Source organism: Collimonas sp. (assembly GCF_044339385.1).
Lineage (GTDB): Bacteria > Pseudomonadota > Gammaproteobacteria > Burkholderiales > Burkholderiaceae_D > Collimonas.
In genome coordinates this window covers 1-19,704 of the sequence record NZ_JBIIVN010000032.1, presented here as the reverse complement: position 1 = coordinate 19,704, position 19,704 = coordinate 1, and the positions used below count along the sequence as shown (strand labels likewise).

The window sequence follows — 19,704 nt, the reverse complement described above, 5'->3', positions numbered from 1 at the left end:
TTCACTATCCAGTTTGAAGAACGGATGAAGCCGAATTAAACGAAATTCCGTTTACACAAAATCCAGCACACCCTCGACCACCTGAAATAATGCTTGGGGCATAAGCGAACTTAGTTCAACCTGCCGCCCTGAGTGCCAAACAAAAAACGCCCGCATCGCGCGGGCATTTTTTGTTTCCGCGGGATCGCTCTGCCATATCGCTGCCATATCGCTGCCATGCCAACGGTCAGCCACCGTTAATCCGCATCAATCGAGCAAGTCCGAATAATCGACATCCGCATAGCCGGTGAGTGTCTTCCAAGGCAATGGATTGGGCGCGTTGATCAGGCTGACGCGCGTCTCGCGCCGTACATGTCCATGCGTATCGCTGGTCTCTACCCGTCGTGGATATTGGCCTTTGACATCCCAACTGACGCGCACAGTGATATCGCCACGCTTGCTTTCATAATTCTGTACACCGTCGCTGAGCGCGCCAACCGCTCGCATTTTTTTCAAACTCTGCGGATCGCTCAGATAAAAAATACTGCCCCAGTTGCCGTTGAACCCGATGTTGCCGTAGTACTGCGGATCGATCTTGACGGTACGACGCTGGTGACGCTCCACCAAGCGCGCATCGAGCGAACCGTCAGCCTGGCGCCGCACCCACATCGGCGAACTGGCGGCATCGGGATGACTGTGTCCGGCATGATCGTGACCGTGCTCGGCCGCAGCTTCCGTCGGGATGACGCGCTCAGTCCACACTTCGCCACGGCGGCGATATACCCGCTCGGTAAATGTGGTTTCGCGTTTGACGCCGTCGCGCGCCAGTGACATTGAATAGTGCTGAATCTGAAAATTCTGATCGGGTGCAGCGACGCTTTCGGCCGCCTGCGCGACAGACAGGAACGACAGGAACGACAGCAGCGACAATGCGGCGGCAGCCGGCGTCAACCCCTTCATTGGAACTTTAAAGTAAATCATTTACCATCCAAAAAATTGCCGCCATCAGTACGATGGCGGCCAAATACCACTTAGGAAAATCTGCAGTGCTGCCTTGACTGGCAAACTCTCAAGGCAACATGCTTTGCAGCGGGCTTACCCGATAACATCACAAGCCAAGTGCATTTTTTACTTTACCGAACACCTTGATGTTTTCAAATGCGCCTTTGAAGCTGTCGCTACCGGCTCCTGCCGAGAACAGCATGACATCGCCGCCGCCATGGGTTTCGGATCCCGGCGAGCCGGCAAAGCGCACGCCGACCTGCTGCAGGTAGTCATCGCCTTCGGTGTCGACATTGGTCAGGTCTGCATCCTCAGGCCGGCGCGGCGCGCTGCCGTTGCCGAACACCAGCGTAGTGTATGGCTTGCCGTCGGCTGCCAGCGCCAGTTTGCCGTCTTGATAATTAGTGACCTTACCGAGAATCGGATTGCCGCGTTTCGGATAGCCGTTGAAACCCATCGCATGATCATGATCGGCGGTGACCACAATCAAGGTGTCTTTCAGATCGACCAGTTCCAGCGCCTTCTTGATTGCCGCATCGAACGCCAATGTATCTTCCAGCGCGCGCTTGGCATTGGTGCGATGCAGTGCGTGGTCGATACGGCCGCCTTCGACCATCAGGAAATAGCCATTCGGATTCTTCTTCAGTACGCCGATAGCCTTTTCAGTCATCTCGGCCAGGCTTGGCTGGTCCAGTTTTTTCTTGACGCGGTCCAGCTCATAACTCATATCGCTGGCGGTGAACAAGCCAAGCAACTTGCCGACGCTGGCGGGATTGACGTTCCTCAGTTCGGTACCGGTGGCGACGTACGTGTAGCCAGCCGCCTTGAACATACTCAGCGGATCGAGATTGTCGTTGCGCATGCTGGCCGGATTCGATTTCGGCAAGAAGTGCCGCAGGCCGCCGCCCAGCAACACATCGACACCGTCCTTCAATGCGGTGTTATAGCGAGGCGCGCCCGGCGTCACCTGTTCGGTGATAGTGTTGTAGGCACCGCGGTTGCAGACGTGCGCATAAGTGGCAGCGGGCGTCGCATGGCTGATGCGCGTGGTGCTGACTGCGCCTACTGCCTTGCCGGCAGCCTTCGACAATTCCAGCAAGGTCTGTACCGGCTGACCATTGCCGCTCACGCAGGTGGAGTCGGCATTGTTTCGATACGGTTTGCCATTGGCGTCGTAAGCATTGGTGTCGGACGACATCGAAATCACGTCGTTCTTCATTTTGACGCCGGTCATGTAAGCCGCCATCGACGGTGCGCTGTCGGTAGTTTGCGCATCCAGCGAAAAGGTCTTGATACGCGCTGTACGGGTCAGTGTTTCCATCGTCAGACGGCCATCTTCGCCGTGCCCGTAGATGCGTGCAGCAGTTACCGTTACCGGCCCCATGCCGTCACCCAGGAAAAAAATGACGTTCTTTGCCTTGGCCGCAACAGCATCGACTGCCACCGCGTTGCCTGCTGCCAGCACCGACAGTGCGGACAATACGCACATCGTCACGCAGCGATAGGCGCGCTGGCTGATTGCTTGTTCATGTTGTTTGATGATCTTCATATCTGTCCCTTGTACTTGATCTGATCGACTGCTTCTGAATTTAGCCTCAATTGCCCCTCAACCGACGCGTCGCCGGTTGATGACGGGCATGACGGGCATCACAGGCCGATGGCTTTCTTCACCAGGCCGAATACCTCTGTGTTATCGAGGACGCCGCGAATATTCTCAGCACCCAGCCCTTGCGCACCGATGAATACATTGGTGCCGCCGTGGGTTTCATTACCGGCCTCGGTCGGTATTACCGCTTCTTGCAGGTATTCCTTGTCTGCCACCTGCATGTCGGACAAGGCACCGCGTGCTACCAGGTGGTTGGGACCGTTACCGAAACCAATCACGGTGTAGGGATTGTTGTTGATGTCGCGCTCCGGCTGGCCGGTCAACACATTCTTCACCAGACCGAGTACGCCCGGTTCAGTGTCAGTGGTCTTGCCGGTGCGCTTGGCATAACCATTCAAGAGGATCGAATGGTCATGATCGGCGGTGACCACGATCAGGGTATTTTTCAAGCCTGGGTCAACGATTTGCATCTTATCCAGAGCGACCTTGATCGCATCGTCGAAGGCCACGGTTTCCTGCAGCGCGCGACGTGCATTGGTGGCGTGCAGCGCGTGATCGATACGACCGCCTTCGACCATCAGGAAGAATCCGCTCTTCTTGTTGTTCAGCAGGTCGATCGATTTGGCGGTCATCTGCGCCAGGCTCGGCTCTTTGGTGGCGTCACGATCCAGGTCATAGGTCATGTGATCTTTGTTGAACAAGCCGATCACCTTCGCAGTGGAAGTGCCGATCTTGTCGAATTCTGCAAAATTGCTGGCGTAGGTGTAGCCGGCAGCCTTGAATTCAGCCACCAGATCGCGGCCATCGGTGCGCTTGCTGTCGGCATCGGTCTTCGCCAGGAAATGCCGGCGGCCACCGCCGAAAATCACATCGACGCCATCGCTAAGTTTGGTGTTGAAGCCTGCGCCCTTCGGGGTCAACTGCGCGGCGATGTTGTTCTCGCCATCGCGATGACAGATGTGCGAATAAGTGGCCGCTGGTGTTGCGTGGGTGATCCGCGCGGTAGAAACAACGCCAGTGCTATAGCCGCGTGCCTTCATCAGTTCCAGCAGCGTATCAACCGGTTTGCCGTTGCCGCTCTGGCAGGTACTGTCGGCGCCGTTGACGTAGCCCTTGCCGCTGGCATCGCGGGCGCTGGTATCGGCCGACATGGCAATCACTTCATTGTTGGCTTTAACGCCAGTCATGTACGCACCCATCGACGGTGCGCTGTCGGTGACCTGAGCATCGTTTGAATAAGTCGTGATAAAGCCAGTTTCCGGCAAGGTATCCATGGTCAGGTCGCCTTCCTCACCAACCTTGTAGATACGCGCCGCGGTCATCGTCGTGATGCCCATACCATCGCCGAGGAAGAAAATCACGTTCTTCGCAGCAGGCTTGGTCTCAGGCCGCGCGACCGGCGCTTCCGGTTGCGTGCTGCTGGAACCGCTGCAGCCAGCCAGAGCCAACGATGCCATGGCGCCAGCAATCAGAATACTTAACTTCATCTTCCCTCCGTGTTGTCAATTTGAAATATGAAACCGTTTGCAAGCTTTATGACAACTGTAACTGCGGCTTGTTACAAGCCGATGACAAAAACAGAGATTTTCGAATTGCAGCAAAAATTTGCGCACATTGAGGATCAATGAAACAGCAGCGCGTGGCCAGCCGGTCTATGACTTTGACGCAACAGCGTTGCGAAGGCGAGCCCGGCACAGTGGAGGCGGTGTGCGGGGCGGGGTCAAGCGGAGAAATTGGCGCGCAAAAAATGCGGAAGCGACCTGATTAGCGCGCAGAAACCGCATGAATCGGCAAGTCGTCCTTGTATTCCCAGCGCTTCCAGGCGGCCAGCACTGCGTTGGGATATTCCGGGCGGCCGCGGCTGCCGTTGTAACGCCCCAGCGCCAGATAGAGATTACCCTTTTCCATATCGATGTACATCCGCAGAATCGAGCAACCGTAACGCAGATTGGTCTGCATGTGAAACAACTTGCTGCGATCGGCATCGCCAATCACGCGGGTCCAGAACGGCATCACCTGCATGTAGCCATGGGCACTGACGCTCGACAAAGCATATTTGCGAAACGCCGACTCAACCTGGATCAGGCCCAGCACCAGAGCGGGGTCAAGTCCGGCGCGCTTGGCTTCGTACCAGACGGTTTCCAGGAGCTCGATGCGCAACTGTGAATCCGGCAACTTTTTCTTTAACCGCTCGGACATTTCGCCGCGCCAGTAAAGGTACTGGATGCGCTGGTCGATATCTAAAAAATTAGGCTTTGGCGGCCGCGCATCGTTGATGGCACGCGACAAGGCAACGCGCACCGAATCTGCCAATTCTTCTTCCTTTTGATTGCCGGCATGAGCCAAGCCGCAAAATAGCAGCGACATTGACAGCAAGACAAGTAAGAAAGGATTAGACAAACGCAAGCAATACTCCGTAATGACACTATCCAACCATCGATTATTTATTTTTTAACTAGTATACAAAGAAAATGGCGGCAGAGTCGATTTCGCCGCCATTTTTGTTGCTCAAAAAAAACTACCAGAGCGCTTCCAACTTACCAGGATGCTACTCCAGACGTGCTTTGATGAATGCCGCCATTTCGCTCAGCGCCACAGTCGTAGCTTCCGTATCGCGGCGGCCTTGGTACTCCAACTGACCATCCTTTAAGCCGCGGTCGCCGATCACCACACGGTGCGGCACGCCGATCAATTCCCAGTCGGCAAACATCGCGCCGGGGCGTTCGCCGCGATCGTCCAGAATGACGTCGATACCGGCAGCCTGCAATGTTTCGTAGAGCTTGTCGGTTTCGGCCTTGACGGCCTCGCTGCGATCATAGCCCATCGGGCACAACACAACTTCGAACGGCGCGATCGCGGTCGGCCAGATGATGCCCTTATCGTCGAAATTCTGTTCGATTGCGGCACCCAGAATACGGGTGATACCGATCCCGTAACAGCCCATCTGCAGCAATTGCGGCTTGCCGTTTTCGTCCAGGTAGGTGGCTTTCATGGCTTCCGAATAGGCAGGGCCGAGCTGGAAAACGTGGCCAACTTCGATGCCGCGCTGAATCGCCAGCACACCCTTGCCATCCGGCGAAGGATCGCCCTCGACCACGTTACGGATGTCGAACACCAGCGGCTCAGGCAAATCACGGCCCCAGTTGACGCCGGTGTAATGGAAATCTGCCTCATTGGCTCCGGTAACAAAGTCATGCATGTTGGCGACCGTAATATCCGCTACCACCTTGACCGGTTTGCGGGTATTGAGCGGGCCCAGATAGCCAGGCAGCGCACCGAAATACTCGACGATTTCCGGCTCGGTCGCGAAGCGATAACCAGCCAGCCCCGGCACCTTGTTGGCTTTAATTTCGTTCAACTCATGGTCGCCGCGCAGCATCAACAGCCAGACTTCCTTGCTGGCGGCTTCCTTGTCGGTCGCCTCTTTCTCTACCGTCAGGACAATCGATTTGATGGTGCGCGCCAGCGGCAGTTGCAGCAACTCGGCAACCGCCTCGCACTTGGCCTTGCCTGGTGTCGGCGTCTTGACCAACGCCTCGCCAGGTGCCGCACGGGTTGGGTTGAGTGGCAGCGATTCGGCGGCCTCCATGTTGGCCGCATATTCCGAGGTTGGGCAATATACAATGGCGTCCTCGCCGGTGGCGGCGATGACGTGGAACTCGTGCGAGCCGGTGCCGCCGATGGCGCCATTGTCCGCAGCGACGGCGCGGAATTGCAAACCAAAACGGTTGAAAATACGTACGTAAGCGTCGTACATGACCTGATAGGACTGCTTCAGCCCGTCCAGGTCGCGGTCAAAAGAATACGCGTCCTTCATCGTGAATTCGCGCCCGCGCATCAGGCCAAAACGCGGACGGCGCTCATCGCGGAACTTGGTCTGGATATGGTAAAAATTCACCGGCAGCTTGCGATAAGAACGTAGTTCGGTGCGCGCAATGTCAGTCACCACTTCTTCTGAAGTCGGCTGGATGATGAAATCGCGGCCATGACGATCCTTGACGCGCATCAGCTCAGCGCCGTACTTCTGCCAGCGCCCGGTTTCCTGCCATAGCTCTGCCGGCTGAACCACCGGCATCAACAGCTCAACCGCGCCCGATCGATTCATCTCTTGACGCACAATATTCTCAACTTTGCGGGTCACGCGCAAGCCAATCGGCATATAGGTGTAGATCCCGGAGCCGAGGCGTTTGATCATGCCGGCACGCATCATCAGTTTGTGGCTGACAATCTCAGCATCGGATGGAGCTTCTTTAAGCGTAGAAATAAAAAAACGGGAGGCGCGCATAACGATGAATTCTTTTTAAAAAGAGAGGGCTATAATCAACTCAATTTTAAAGGATTAGCTGGCTGATGCGCCCACTCTTTGCACAATTGATTAATGTTCCGGTCATTATCAGCGCTGACAGGAACTCATTGCGTATCTGATTAATGAAAGACAGCGGAATTCGTCGGCTTCGATGGCAGATAAACCCTGTACTAAAATTGATAAGCTTGTTGGACGGATGGCGCAACGTGCCGCCCGGCTCACCTGGCTGCACACCTGCTCCGTTCTGCAACGGCGAAGGTTTCGCAATGATTAATATTTTGGCACGATGGCTGTCCGGCAGCAGAAAGTTTTGAGGTAACAACATGCTTGACCGTGAAGGCTTCCGCCCGAACGTCGGCATTATCTTGCTCAACACCCAGAATGAAGTCTGGTGGGGCAAGCGCGTGCGCGAACACTCGTGGCAATTTCCACAGGGCGGCATCAAATACGGGGAAACCCCGGAGCAGGCCATGTTTCGCGAGCTTGAGGAAGAAATCGGGCTAAAGACGGAACATGTCAAGATCATCGGTCGCACCCGCGACTGGCTGCACTATGAGGTGCCGGATCACTTTATCAAACGCGATGTGCGCGGCCATTATCGCGGCCAGAAGCAAATCTGGTTCTTGTTGCGTATGGTCGGCCGCGATTGCGATGTCAACCTGCGCCTCACCGAACACCCCGAGTTCGATGCGTGGCGCTGGCATGATTATTGGGTGCCGCTCGACATGGTGATAGAGTTCAAGCGCGATGTGTACCAACGTGCGCTACAGGAATTAGCGCGCTTCCTCACCCGGCCCGCGCAAGCTACTCCGCACCATGCCCGTCATTTGCGCGTCGGCCATGGACCACGTGCATCAACCCCACCCAATCCGGCCGATGCCGATCCCGAAAAAAAGTGAGTGCTTCCATGGCTTTTGATGTTGCTTTCCGCGTTCCCGGTACTGCCAAGAAAATGGCGCAACTCCTGGCTGTCAGCCTGCTGTTGCTAGGCCCGGCGGCACCGATGCATGCCGCCAACGATCCGTTCTATCCAAGCCTCGTTCCCGCTCCAGGCTCCGATTTGTCCGATGGAGATTTCGACGACGGCGGCAAATCCTGGCAAGAAATCAAAGCCGAAATACCGCCGGCACCGCAAGCAGCCAACCTGGTGTCGTTCTATGTCAGCCCGACTGCCACGATGAATTTTTTCATCGATCTCAATTCGATGTCGACTGGTGCCGATGGCGTAGTGCGCTACACGATGGTCAGCAAGAGCCAGGGCGGCGCCGTAAATATCAGTTACGAAGGGATCCGCTGCCAAACTTATGAAAACAAGCTGTACGCGTTCGGCCAAAAAGACGGCAGTTGGTCGCGGGCACGCCTGAGCGACTGGAAGCCGATCAAAGAATCATCCTCCGGCAACCGACAGCATGCGGCATTGGCCAGAGACTTCCTCTGCCAGGATGGCATGATCGCCGGCAAACTCGAGGAGATACGCAGCAGAATCCGCGAAAATCATCCGATCAAGCCGGGTAGCTGAGCGCACAACATTGTGCGCTGGAATAACCAATAACTCATAAAATAAAAACGGCTCTTGCATGACGCAGAGCCGTTCTTTTTTGTGCGGAGCAAGACAGACTAGAACAAACTGCGGCAAACTACCCAAACTACCTAAAATTACAGCAAGACCATGTTGCCGCGATGGATCAATTCCGATTCCTCGACAAAGCCAAGGATAGACTGGATTTCAGAGGACGCATGACGCATGATGCGACGCGCCTCGGAACTGGTGTAGTTACTGATCCCACGGGCAATCGCGCGGCCATCGGCATCGGTACAGGTGATGACGTCGCCGCGGCCGAATTCGCCCGACACGCCGGTGACACCGATCGGCAACAGGGATTTGCCTTCATGGCTCAGCTTTTGCACCGCACCGGCGTCGAGGATTACCTTACCCGCAGTTTTCAGATGGTCCGCCATCCATTGCTTACGCGCAGTCAGTTGCGCGGTTTGGGCCGTCAATTGAGTACAGATTGCCTCACCGGCGGCCAAGCGCGTCAACACCGCATCTTCACGACCCCAGGCAATTACCGTATGTGCGCCTGAAGTCGCAGCGCGTTTGGCTGCCAGTATCTTGGTAATCATGCCGCCACGGCCAATGCTGGTGCCGGCATCGCCCGCCATGACTTCCAATGCCGGATCGCCAGCCTTTGCCTCATGCACGAATTCGGCATCGGCGACCTTGCGCGGATCGGCGGTGTACAAGCCTTTCTGATCGGTCAGGATGATCAGTGCATCGGCTTCGATCAGGTTGGCGACCAGTGCGCCAAGGGTATCGTTGTCGCCGAACTTGATTTCATCGGTGACCACGGTATCGTTTTCGTTAATGATCGGCACCACGCCAAAACGCAGCAGCGTAAAAAGGGTCGAGCGCGCATTCAGGTAGCGTTCGCGATCAGCCAGGTCGGCATGGGTCAGCAATACTTGTGCGGTGCGCAGGTTGTGCGCACGGAAGCTGGTTTCATAGATCTGCACCAGACCCATCTGGCCGACGGCAGCGCAAGCTTGCAGTGCATCGATGCTGGTTGGGCGCTTGTCGAAACCGAGACGCTGCATGCCTTCTGCGACGGCACCAGAACTGACCAGTACGACTTGCTTGCCCATCGCCCGCAATTCGGCAATTTGCGTCGCCCACTTGGCGATGGCAGCGCTGTCGAGACCTTTGCCGTCATTGGTCACCAGAGAAGAACCGACTTTGACGATGATGCGCTTGGCTTTTTGAATGACGGAATTCATATTTTTCTATTCAGCAAATCCGCATAGATCATTTGAAAATTCTCGTCATTCCCGCACGCGCGGGAATCCAGGTTCAATTTAAAATGGATCCCCGCATTCGCCGGGATGACGCATCTGTTGTAGCAACCCACCTTAGTGGGTTACGCGCTTAATCCAGTATCTTGAAGCGTGGATCGTCCGGATCAATCGACAGGATGGGCTGCGCATCGGCCACCATATGCGTCTCTTCCGAGCGGGTCTCTTGCTGGCGCTTCTCGGCCAGATAGCCGTATATTTCAGTGACCAGCTCCTGGCAACCGTCGCGGTTCAGCGCCGAAATTTCAAATACCGGACCCTTCCAGCCGAAACGCTTGATGAAGTCCTTGACGCGCTTGGCGCGCTCGCCTTCAGGAATCACGTCGATCTTGTTAAGCACCAGCCAGCGCGGCTTGTCGAACAGCGATTGATCGTATTTCTTCAATTCCTTAACGATTGCCTTGGCCTCCTTGACCGGATCGACCGTGTCTTCGAACGGCGCCAGATCAACGATGTGCAACAGCAAACCGGTGCGCTGCAAATGCTTCAGAAACTGGATGCCGAGGCCGGCGCCTTCTGCCGCGCCTTCGATCAGACCAGGAATATCGGCAATCACGAAACTCTTTTCGTGACTGACGCGAACCACACCCAGGTTCGGGTGCAAAGTGGTGAATGGATAGTCCGCAATCTTCGGACGGGCATTCGATACGGCGGTGATGAAGGTCGATTTGCCGGCATTCGGCTGGCCCAGCAAGCCGACATCCGCCAGCACCTTTAACTCCAGACGCAATTCACGGCGATCGCCTTCCTTGCCATCGCTTTTCTGGCGCGGTGCGCGATTGGTCGAAGACTTGAAGTGGATGTTGCCCCAGCCGCCCTCGCCGCCTTTGGCCAACAAGACTTCCTGGCCGTGATCGGTCAGGTCGGCAATCGCTTCGCCTGTATCGACATCGACGATAAGGGTTCCAACCGGCATGCGCAGCTTGATATCGTCAGCACCCTTGCCGTAGCAATCCGAACCACGGCCGTTTTCGCCACGACCAGCGCGATGCATCTTGGAAAAACGATAATCGACCAAGGTGTTGATGTTGCGATCCGCGACGGCCCAGATACTGCCGCCTACGCCGCCATCGCCACCGTCAGGGCCGCCAAACGGGCGGAATTTTTCACGGCAAAAACTCGCAACCCCATTGCCGCCATCGCCGGCAATGACTTCGATTTTTGCTTCATCTATAAACTTCATTCGAAGGTCCTAATGAGGTTGAAGGTTAAATTCTTATTGAATTGCACAGGTAACTTTACCTATTTTTGGCCATTTGCGTAGGGAGGGCAAGCTTTTGCGCGCACCAATCATCGCGATAACCTGAGTACCCGCCCATGTGATATCAAATGGGTCATGCACGGGGTGAGTGCACCGGATAAGTTCTCTGGATAAGTTCACGCGTGGGCACGATGTGCCCGTCCTACGGCATTACGACCAGAAACTAAAAAGGCTCTACCAGCGGCAGAGCCTTTCGCAACAAGGCTGACGCCTTGCCTGTGTCAACGCTTAAAAAACTTAAGCCGCTACGACAGTAACGTAGTTACGCTGGGTAGCGCCCTTGGTTACGAATTGTACTTTGCCGTCGATCAGTGCGAACAGGGTGTGATCCTTGCCCATGCCAACATTTTCGCCTGGATGCGTCTTAGTGCCGCGTTGACGAATAATGATGCCGCCAGCGTTAATCGCTTGGCCACCGTAGACCTTGACGCCGAGTCGCTTTGACTCTGAGTCACGGCCGTTGCGCGTAGTGCCGCCGCCTTTTTTATGTGCCATTTAAAACTCCTGGTATTTGGTTAAGTCAATCGACGCGATTAAGCGATTAATTAAGCCAATTAATTAAGCGTTGATCGAAACGATTTGAATTTCGGTGTAATTTTGACGATGGCCTTGATGCTTCTGATAATGCTTACGACGACGCATTTTGAAGATCTTGACTTTATCGTGGCGACCTTGCGCCAATACCTTAACCGACACCGTAGCACCTTCGACCAGCGGTGCACCAAACTTAATGGTGTCACCAGCGCCAACTGCGAGCACTTGATCAATAGTGAGTTCGGTGCCAATGTCTGCAGGTATCTGTTCTATTTTGAGTTTTTCGCCGGCAACAATCTTATATTGTTTGCCACCGGTTTTTATGACCGCGTACATATGAAACCTCATCGAAATGATTGAAGACTATTAAAAAATTTCTGTCCTAAAACGCCATAAACCGAAAAACTTCAGCTGCAAACACACCCTAAATTGGCGGGCGGAATCGGGATAACCTGAGATTGTACATGGAGTCACACCTTTCGTCAAAATCTCTTGACAAGTGTAAATTACGCCACACTTTTGTCGTGCAATTAGACAACTCCATCCAAACATTGCCGCCCCACACTCTCTCTGGCAGAGTCTGCCCAGCAATGACGACGCCTTTTTCATATAATGGCGGTATTCTGAAACTTTTTAAGGTATTGCCATGAGCGATGTACAAACGTGGATCAAGGAAACCGTGACCAGCAACCCGGTCGTGCTGCTCATGAAAGGAACGGCACAATTTCCACAATGCGGCTTTTCCGGCCGCGCCATCCAGTTGCTGAAAACCAGCGGCGCTGAAAATATCGTCACGGTGAACGTACTGGAAGACCCTACCGTGCGCCAAGCCATCAAGGATTACTCCAACTGGCCGACCATCCCGCAACTCTATGTCAACGGCGAATTTATCGGCGGCTCCGACATCATGAACGAGATGTTCGAATCCGGCGAACTGCAAACCTTGTTGAAGGGCTGAGCCGGCCGTGACATCTTCCAGCCTTCAGCCAGCCGACGCCGGCCAGCAGCCGCGCCGTCTGATTGTCGGCATCACAGGCGCCACCGGCGTCATTTATGCGGTGCGGCTGCTGCAACTGTTGCGTGATGTGCCTGGCGTCGAAACACATCTGATGATCTCCGATGCGGGCGTCTTGAACTTGCACCAAGAGCTCGACATGCGCCGCAAGCAGGTAGAAGCACTGGCGCATGTGGTTCACAACATACGTGATATCGGTGCTGCGATTGCTAGCGGCTCGTTCCAGTCTGACGGCATGATCATCGTGCCATGCTCGATGAAAACCCTGGCCTCGGTCGCCAATGGGCTGTCCGACAATCTGATCACGCGCGCCGCCGATGTGGTTCTGAAAGAACGCCGGCGGCTGGTGCTGATGGTGCGCGAAACGCCGTTCAATCTGGCGCATCTGCGCAACATGACCAGCGTCACCGAAATGGGCGGCATCATCTTCCCGCCGTTGCCTGGTTTTTACCATCTTCCGCAGAGCATCGCCGAGATGGTCGATCACACGCTGGGACGCGTGCTTGATCTGTTTGCCATCCAGCACAGGCTGACGCCGCGCTGGCAAGGCATGAAAGCCAACTAAAGGTTACCAAGGCCGGAGCAACTGCTCCGGCCTTCATTATTTAGTCACAGCGGTTATATCACCCTGATTACATGACCATGTGACCATGACCACGATCAAGTCGAATCTATCAAACCACTGCGGCAATCGTCAGCGCGCGCTGCGCCCGATCAGCCAGGCATTACGCATGGCGGAGCCAGCGGCAGTCTTGAGTTCTGCATCGAGGGCAACCTGGGGCGCCGTATCGGCCAGCAGGCGAACGCTGAAAGCCATCAGTTCATCGCGACGGAAAGCCTGGATGGTGACACTGTCGCCGACCCGGTAGCGCGCCAGCAGTGCCTCAATATTGTTCGACACCCGTATGCCTTCGAGCGCGACCAGCACATCGCCGGCAGACAACCCGGCACGATGCGCGGCGTCACCCTCGTAGACATTAGCCAACTTGCTATCGCTGCCGCTTTGCACGATACGCGCACCCAACGAAGGCTTACCCGCCTTACGCCTGTCGGCCAGCGCGATGCCGGTCGGCGCCAACAACTTGGCCAACGGCAGATCTTCGGTACCGCGCACATAACGATCAAAGAAACGCTTCAGCTTGAAACCGGTAACGTCATCGAACAAGGCCTCGACAGCGGCTTCGCTGACGCCGCGTCCGCTCAGCGCATTGTCGGCATAGAAATCGCGGCCATATTGCTGCCACAAAGCGCGCATCACATCATCCAGCGATTTACGGCCCTTGGTTTCGGCGCGAATCGTCAGATCCAGCGCCAAGGCCACTAGCGAGCCTTTGGCGTAATAGCTGACGATTGCATTCGGCGCGTTTTCGTCCTGGCGATAATACTTGACCCAGGCGTCGAAGCTGGAATCTGCAACACTTTGCTTGCGACGGCCGCTGCCAAGCAGCACGCCATTAACGGTTTTTTCGATCACCTTGAGGTACGCCGCTTGGTCAATCAAGCCGCTGCGCAACAACATCAAGTCATCGTAGTAGCTGGTGAATCCCTCGAACAACCACAACAAGGGCGTGTAATTTTCAACCTGCAAGTCGTACGGCGCAAAAGTGGCCGGTTTGATGCGCTTGACGTTCCAGGTATGAAAATATTCGTGACTGCATAACCCGAGGAAGGTGCGGTAACCGTCACTGATTTCCGGCTTCCCTTTGACTGGCAGATCGGCACGTGCGCAGATCAATGCGGTTGAAGCGCGGTGTTCCAGCCCGCCGTAACCGTCGCCGACTGCCAGCGTCAGGAACACATAACGTTGCATGGGCGCGCGCTTGGCGAACTTGCTGCCGGGCGGCTCAAAAAAGGCGATCTGAGTCTCGCAAATTTTTTTCAGATCCGCGCTCAGACGCGCCAGATCGAGGTTCGGGACCTTACCCGTAATGGCGATCTCGTGTGGCACCCCATGCGCCTCGAAACTGGCCAGCTGAAAATTACCCATCTCGACCGGATGATCTATCAGCTCATCGTAATTGGCCGCGACATAACTGCCGAAGGAGCCGCGCCTGGCCTTCAACGTCGGCAACGCGGTGGCGATACGCCAGGTTTCAAATTCATCGCCCAGCGGACGTTGGATATCGACCACATGCGGGACGTTTTCCTGGCCGACCACGCGCAAAAAAACGCTGGTTCCGTTAAAGAAACCGTGGGTCCGGTCCAGATGCGCGGCGCGCACCGACAGATCCCACGCATACACCTGATAATGCAACGTCAGCGGCCCTTCGCATGGCGCAGCCTGCCAGGAATACTTATCGAGTTTCTTGAGGGCGATCTTGCGGCCGTTTGATTCGGCGCGAATCTGCACAATATTGCGCGCAAATTCGCGAATCATGTAGCTACCCGGAATCCAGGCCGGCAAGGCAACGGTCTGGCCGACAGCCGCCGGCTCAGCAATATGCAGCGTAACCGCAAACAAATGCGCCGCCGGATCAGCCGCGATGATGTGGTATGACAGGCCGCTCTGGCCGGACTTGCTCATCGATTTAATGCTGTTCTTTTTCATCTTATCCCCGCACGTTGCCGGCAATTACAGTAAGCATCAGCGCCGCCACGGCGACGCACGTCAATTTGAAGCGCAGTTGGATGAACCAGGTCGGCAAACCGTACCAGATAAATAGCCGCTTATCGACCTGGTAAGCAGCGATGAAACCCGCCATCAGCAACGCAAAACCAAAGCCGCCGGCCATGGTTGAAAACCAGGCGATGATGGCTGGCAGGACACCCCAGGCCAATGCACGCTTGGCGCGATCAACCGATAAATCGGCGCGCAGCACCACCGCCGCCCCCATTGAATGCCCCCAAGAAAGGACAACACGGCAATGCCATAAGCCAGCTGGCCGCGAATAAACTCGTGCAGCCAGTCCGTGCTGATCAGCCAGCAAGCCAACGTCAACAGCACGAACGGAATCAATCCGGCAAAGCCGAGCAAATAAATAATACGTTTGCTCAGGAAATGTGAGTTCATCAGGAGGATCTGGATAAGCGCCGCCGGTCACCCCCATGGCGCCCTCGCGTTGCGCGAAAAGACGATAGTGTAGCGGGATTGCGGGCTTTCGGCGTCTACCTCGACGACACAGAGCGCAAAAGAGGCGCGGATTGGCAACTTCAGAGCGGGGATTGTCGTATATCGGCGACGGTATCGATATCCAGGTGAATGCCGGGATCGTTCACCGCCACCTCGATCACCGGAAATGCCTGCAGCAGGCTGCGCCCCCTGATCGCCGCGCAACGTCAGCAAGCGCGGCAGGTGCAGTCGGCTGAACCCCACCGGATTACCACGCCGCCCCTGACAGACCGGCACCGCGATATCAGCGCCGCGCTGCAATGCCGATACCAATGCCGCAATGGTCGCGCTCTGCACATAAGGCATATCACCCAAGGCAATCACCCAGCCGGCGGCATCGGCACTATGCTGCAATCCACAGACCAGCGAGGCCGCCATGCCTTCATCGGCGTTAGGACAACGCACCGAATCGCAGTCACCCAACTGCGCCAGCAGTTCGGGGGACTCTTCGCGCAGCACAATGCATGTCGGCAGCACGGCCGCCAGATTGCTTGCAGCGCTTGCTAGCACCGTTTGGCCATGAGCCGTCGGCAGCGCCTGCATTAATTTACTGCGCACGCCGCTCGGATCGAAACGTCGGCCGCGACCGGCGGCAAGCAGCAAGCCTGCCACTTGCCCGTTATATTGATGGCCGCTCATGGTTGCTTTAGGAGTGACTCAGAAGAGTGAGGAATAACCAAAAATAAGGAAAAATAAAGCGAAATAAGGCGAATTCTTCGAAATAACGAGCCGCTTGCAGAACGGCGTCATTGCAGCGCCTCAGCCACACTGCGACGCGTCGAAATTTACTTCACCGAAGCGAGCCTGGCTTCCATCGTCTTGGCATCGATCCATCCTGGCGCCCGCGTGCCGTCGGCAAAAATAATTGTCGGTGTGCCAGTGACATTCAGTTTCTGACCAAGCGCCAGCACCTTTTCGTTAGGCGCCTGACATGAAGACGGCGCCGCTGCGGCTGCCTTGCCGTCAACCATCAAATCGGTCCAGGCTTTATTCCGGTCGGCACTGCACCAGACATTACGCGACTTGACTGCCGAGTCTTCCGCCAAAATGTTATACAGAAAAGTGTACACGGTGACGTTATCGATTTCATTCAGGGTGGTCTTATGGAAGCGCTTGCAGTAACCGCAATTCGGATCTTCAAACACCGCAATCACACGCTTGCCGTTGCCCTTGACTTTTTTCATCGCCAGATCAACCGGCAAATCCGCGAACTTGACCTTGTTGATATCGTCGATCCGCTCACGCGTGTAGTCGCGCGAACTTTTGGCATCCATCACGCGGCCGACAAAGACATACTTGGCGCTGGCATCAGTGTAAAAAATATCGTTCCCGACCCGCACTTCAAACAACCCGCTGTACGGCGTCTTGGTGACCGAATCCACCTTGACGCCATCGCCCAGCTGCGGCTCTATAATTTTTTTGACAGATGCCTCTTGCAATGTTTCAGCGCCGGCAACGCTCATCCACAGAGCAAAAACGGCTACCAACAGCAAGCTTATTTTTTTCATCATTTTTCCAGTTATTCTTTGTCGAATGCGCGACCCAGGGCGTGGGTCATCAATTGACTCTTTATGACCGGGGTCCTGTCCAGCAAGTTCAACCCAAAGTTGAGCAACGAACGCAGCGGGCTAAAGTCGCTGCCGAACAACCGCTCCAGGCCGTCGGTGGTCATTTGCATCAGTAATATCTCTTCCTTGCGCATACGGGCGTAACGCGCCAACACCCCGGCATCGCCGCAGTCGCGATGCGCACCGCGCTCAGACAACACCTTGATCAAGGCCGCGACGTCGCCGAATCCCAGGTTCATCCCATGCCCGGCCAGAGGATGCACGACATGACCGGCATCGCCGATCAACGCAACGCGCGGCGCCACCAGCGAATGCGGGCGCAACAGCGACAATGGAAACGCCTGCACCAGCTCAGGTTGCAGCGGCTGCAATTGGCCCAGCGTATCCGCCGTCAGCCGCGACAAGCGCGCCGCCAACTGCGACAACGGCTCATCCATCAACTCCTGCGCCAACAAATCCGGCGCCGACCACACCAGCGAGACCCCTTGCTCCGGCAACGGCAGCAACGCCACAATCCCCTCGCCTCCGGTAAACCATTGGTAGGCGATACCGCGATGCGGTCGCTCGCAAGAAAAATTAGCGACCACGCCGCGCTGATGATAGGGACGATAGTCGATCCCGATCTCGCACTGGCTGCGTACCCAGGATTGCGCGCCGTCGGCACCGACAACCAAATCGGCGCGAATGGTTTCGCCCGGTTCCAGTTGCACAGCGGACGCCGCCGCATCGGCTTGCAGCGCCTTGGCCCGGCCGCCCAGCAAGCGGAGGTTCGACGCAAACTTCAGCGCCGCATCCAACGCCCGATTGAGATTGCTTTCTTCGACTATCCACGCCAGCGCATCGACATGCGCGCTGTAAGCATCGAAACTGAGTTGCCCGGCGGCGCTGTCGGCACCGCCCTTAACCAACATGCCCTCAACCGCTGACACGCGGGCGACGTCCAACGCATCCCACACCCTGAGGGTCGACAGCAAGTTGCGAGCGACATGATTAAGCGCGTACACGCGCGTATCCCAGTTTGAGGTCGATACAGTTGGCGCGGCCGGAGCAGGCACTGGCGCGCCCAACAAAACCACCCGCAATCCAGCCTGAGCCAGGCCCAGTGCAGCGGCTTTACCGACAGCGCCGTTGCCGACTATGCATATATCGCATTGATGACTGGCCACCGCCGCCACACTGGCGCTCTTTGCAATTGATCCGATATCTTTCATGCCGCCATTATAGCGATTACCGCTTCACAAGCCCTGCCGATCCACGCCAATCAGAGCGAGCCCTATCGAAACATCGGTACCAGCGCGCCGCGCACACCTCAATATATATATACAGACGACGCAACGTCGCGGATGCATCGACGCGAGGAAATCGACCCGCACAAACTTTTTTAAAAAAGTTTGAACAAGGGGCTTTGCGAATTAAAAATGTTTTGCTATACTTATGTCCCTTGGCCTGGTAGCTCAGTCGGTAGAGCAGAGGATTGAAAATCCTTGTGTCGGTGGTTCGATTCCGCCCCGGGCCACCAAGAATATCCTTGACGAAACGCCGATCTATGCAGATCGGCGTTTTTGTTTTCGGACCAAGAAGTCCTCGCGTCCGGGGCATTTCCGGTCTGATTCAGAGTTGTGGCAAGCCGCGAAGTGTCGAGCGAACCATCCAATTGCCCGCCCCCACCGTAGTTACGGCTGAATTACCACATTTCCCGCACCGCCGATTTCATTCAGCTATGGTTTGCGAACCTTAGCGCGAAGACTCGATTGCTGCCAACCGGGGCGAGGCGAATCTCAAGCACTCGCTCGTTCGCATGCGATTTCCAGGAATCGTGCATCAACTCTACCCTGTGCGCTTCGGTCATTTCCATCACTCGCTGGATAGCATTAGCGGTGATACGATAGGGCTTGCATGCTTTGCAGCGAAACTCCGTCATATCACCAGATTGAGCAGTTTCGCAAACACCTGCACACAGCGGGCAGGTGAGATTCATTGCGCGCACTCCGCGACGATGTAACGACGCACCATGGGACCGTACGCAGTCGGTGTGCTGTCCGACTGCTTATCAATGATGCTGTACTTGCCTTTGCAGGCTGTCGCAGCCGCGTTATAACAGGTGGCCCAGTCATCTGCCGATCCGTCACAGGACACAGAGAAACCCTGCTTGCCGTTCGGGGTAGCCATCGGCTTGACTACAGCCGCACATCCCGCCAACAACACAGTGACTCCGATAACGAAAATCTTCTCCATACCTTTCTTTCCTTTTTTAGACTACCATTACTTGTCGAGTGTTTCAAGTACCTGCTGCGCAAAGTGCCGATAAGAGAGCCTTTGCATCCCCCGCGACCAATATAACTACATGACCCAGATCATGATCATCAGCTTCTAACGGAAAATCCTGAGCTTCCCTCGATTTTTCGTCTCCCAACAGGTGGCTTTTATGCCGCCTGTTTTTCCTGATGTTGCTCAGTGAGCCAGTCATCTAAATA

Annotated in this window: 20 protein-coding genes, 1 tRNA gene and 1 pseudogene; 5 read left to right on the top strand and 17 right to left on the bottom strand. The window is 55.8% G+C overall.

Features of this window, described 5'->3' with window-relative positions:
- Nucleotides 1-246: 246 nt before the first annotated feature.
- The 6 genes from ACIQ0R_RS04085 to ACIQ0R_RS04060 all read right to left on the bottom strand — a co-directional run bounded on the left by ACIQ0R_RS04085 (nucleotide 247) and on the right by ACIQ0R_RS04060 (nucleotide 7,218).
- Nucleotides 247-939: a hypothetical protein gene (locus tag ACIQ0R_RS04085; protein ID WP_395823912.1), complete on the bottom strand. Its 693-nt coding sequence runs from the start codon at nucleotides 937-939 to the stop codon at nucleotides 247-249.
- 148 nt (nucleotides 940-1,087) lie between these two features.
- Nucleotides 1,088-2,470 carry an alkaline phosphatase gene (locus ACIQ0R_RS04080; protein WP_395823914.1) on the bottom strand — a complete coding sequence of 461 codons (1,383 nt, stop codon included), beginning with the start codon at nucleotides 2,468-2,470 and terminating at the stop codon, nucleotides 1,088-1,090.
- Between the two features lie 158 nt (nucleotides 2,471-2,628).
- Nucleotides 2,629-4,074, bottom strand: a complete 1,446-nt coding sequence (locus ACIQ0R_RS04075) for an alkaline phosphatase (RefSeq protein ID WP_395823910.1) — start codon at nucleotides 4,072-4,074, stop codon at nucleotides 2,629-2,631.
- Nucleotides 4,075-4,351: 277 nt separating this feature from the next.
- A complete protein-coding gene (locus ACIQ0R_RS04070) occupies nucleotides 4,352-4,954 on the bottom strand; it encodes a lytic transglycosylase domain-containing protein (RefSeq protein ID WP_395823908.1) in 603 nt (200 codons plus the stop codon).
- 181 nt (nucleotides 4,955-5,135) lie between these two features.
- Entirely contained in the window at nucleotides 5,136-6,872 is a 1,737-nt protein-coding gene (locus ACIQ0R_RS04065; protein WP_395823906.1) for a proline--tRNA ligase, read from the bottom strand.
- A gap of 46 nt (nucleotides 6,873-6,918) precedes the next feature.
- Nucleotides 6,919-7,218 carry a hypothetical protein gene (locus tag ACIQ0R_RS04060; protein WP_395823904.1) on the bottom strand — a complete coding sequence of 100 codons (300 nt, stop codon included), beginning with the start codon at nucleotides 7,216-7,218 and terminating at the stop codon, nucleotides 6,919-6,921.
- Here ACIQ0R_RS04060 and ACIQ0R_RS04055 point away from each other — a divergent pair.
- Together ACIQ0R_RS04055 and ACIQ0R_RS04050 are read left to right on the top strand one after the other, a co-directional pair.
- The gene (locus ACIQ0R_RS04055; protein WP_395823902.1) at nucleotides 7,217-7,792 is read left to right on the top strand and encodes an RNA pyrophosphohydrolase; all 576 of its coding nucleotides are present in this window, start codon (nucleotides 7,217-7,219) and stop codon (nucleotides 7,790-7,792) included. The two genes, ACIQ0R_RS04060 and ACIQ0R_RS04055, sit on opposite strands and share 2 nt — an antisense overlap.
- Nucleotides 7,793-7,800: 8 nt before the next feature.
- Complete coding sequence (locus ACIQ0R_RS04050; protein ID WP_395823900.1) at nucleotides 7,801-8,412, top strand: CNP1-like family protein; 612 nt, start codon at nucleotides 7,801-7,803, stop codon at nucleotides 8,410-8,412.
- Nucleotides 8,413-8,549: 137 nt separating this feature from the next.
- On the opposite strand, the gene proB is transcribed toward ACIQ0R_RS04050, so the two are convergent.
- The 4 genes from proB to rplU form a co-directional block, all read right to left on the bottom strand.
- Entirely contained in the window at nucleotides 8,550-9,668 is a 1,119-nt protein-coding gene (gene proB, locus ACIQ0R_RS04045; protein WP_395823898.1) for a glutamate 5-kinase, read from the bottom strand.
- 148 nt (nucleotides 9,669-9,816) lie between these two features.
- Nucleotides 9,817-10,926 carry a GTPase ObgE gene (gene obgE / locus ACIQ0R_RS04040; protein ID WP_395823896.1) on the bottom strand — a complete coding sequence of 370 codons (1,110 nt, stop codon included), beginning with the start codon at nucleotides 10,924-10,926 and terminating at the stop codon, nucleotides 9,817-9,819.
- Nucleotides 10,927-11,241: 315 nt separating this feature from the next.
- Nucleotides 11,242-11,499 carry a 50S ribosomal protein L27 gene (gene rpmA / locus ACIQ0R_RS04035; protein ID WP_014007873.1) on the bottom strand — a complete coding sequence of 86 codons (258 nt, stop codon included), beginning with the start codon at nucleotides 11,497-11,499 and terminating at the stop codon, nucleotides 11,242-11,244.
- A gap of 63 nt (nucleotides 11,500-11,562) precedes the next feature.
- Nucleotides 11,563-11,874: a 50S ribosomal protein L21 gene (rplU, locus tag ACIQ0R_RS04030; protein WP_038493216.1), complete on the bottom strand. Its 312-nt coding sequence runs from the start codon at nucleotides 11,872-11,874 to the stop codon at nucleotides 11,563-11,565.
- Nucleotides 11,875-12,184: 310 nt separating this feature from the next.
- Here rplU and grxD point away from each other — a divergent pair, with 310 nt between their 5' ends.
- Both grxD and ACIQ0R_RS04020 read left to right on the top strand, forming a co-directional pair.
- Nucleotides 12,185-12,496 (top strand): Grx4 family monothiol glutaredoxin, encoded by a 312-nt coding sequence (grxD, locus tag ACIQ0R_RS04025; RefSeq protein ID WP_395823893.1) that lies wholly within the window; start codon nucleotides 12,185-12,187, stop codon nucleotides 12,494-12,496.
- 7 nt (nucleotides 12,497-12,503) lie between these two features.
- Nucleotides 12,504-13,118, top strand: a complete 615-nt coding sequence (locus tag ACIQ0R_RS04020) for a UbiX family flavin prenyltransferase (RefSeq protein WP_395823891.1) — start codon at nucleotides 12,504-12,506, stop codon at nucleotides 13,116-13,118.
- Nucleotides 13,119-13,247: 129 nt separating this feature from the next.
- Here the strand turns inward: ACIQ0R_RS04020 and ACIQ0R_RS04015 are convergent, their stop codons facing one another.
- The 6 genes and pseudogenes from ACIQ0R_RS04015 to ACIQ0R_RS03990 form a co-directional block, all read right to left on the bottom strand.
- A complete protein-coding gene (locus ACIQ0R_RS04015) occupies nucleotides 13,248-15,101 on the bottom strand; it encodes a M61 family metallopeptidase (RefSeq protein WP_395823889.1) in 1,854 nt (617 codons plus the stop codon).
- A 1-nt stretch (nucleotide 15,102) separates the two neighbouring features.
- Nucleotides 15,103-15,387 (bottom strand): DUF3429 domain-containing protein, encoded by a 285-nt coding sequence (locus tag ACIQ0R_RS04010; protein WP_395823887.1) that lies wholly within the window; start codon nucleotides 15,385-15,387, stop codon nucleotides 15,103-15,105.
- Between the two features lie 50 nt (nucleotides 15,388-15,437).
- Nucleotides 15,438-15,563: pseudogene (locus ACIQ0R_RS04005) on the bottom strand (DUF3429 domain-containing protein); the annotation flags it as partial.
- 27 nt (nucleotides 15,564-15,590) lie between these two features.
- Complete coding sequence (locus ACIQ0R_RS04000) at nucleotides 15,591-16,301, bottom strand: NTP transferase domain-containing protein (protein ID WP_395823885.1); 711 nt, start codon at nucleotides 16,299-16,301, stop codon at nucleotides 15,591-15,593.
- Nucleotides 16,302-16,447: 146 nt separating this feature from the next.
- A complete protein-coding gene (locus ACIQ0R_RS03995; RefSeq protein WP_395823883.1) occupies nucleotides 16,448-17,170 on the bottom strand; it encodes a DsbC family protein in 723 nt (240 codons plus the stop codon).
- A gap of 11 nt (nucleotides 17,171-17,181) precedes the next feature.
- Nucleotides 17,182-18,441: an FAD-dependent monooxygenase gene (locus ACIQ0R_RS03990; RefSeq protein WP_395823881.1), complete on the bottom strand. Its 1,260-nt coding sequence runs from the start codon at nucleotides 18,439-18,441 to the stop codon at nucleotides 17,182-17,184.
- A 232-nt stretch (nucleotides 18,442-18,673) separates the two neighbouring features.
- Here ACIQ0R_RS03990 and ACIQ0R_RS03985 point away from each other — a divergent pair.
- Nucleotides 18,674-18,749: transfer RNA gene (locus ACIQ0R_RS03985), tRNA-Phe, on the top strand.
- Between the two features lie 455 nt (nucleotides 18,750-19,204).
- Here ACIQ0R_RS03985 and ACIQ0R_RS03980 read toward each other — a convergent pair.
- On the bottom strand, nucleotides 19,205-19,465 hold the full coding sequence (locus tag ACIQ0R_RS03980) for a hypothetical protein (RefSeq protein WP_395823879.1): 261 nt from the start codon (nucleotides 19,463-19,465) through the stop codon (nucleotides 19,205-19,207).
- Between the last annotated feature and the right edge of the window lie 239 nt (nucleotides 19,466-19,704).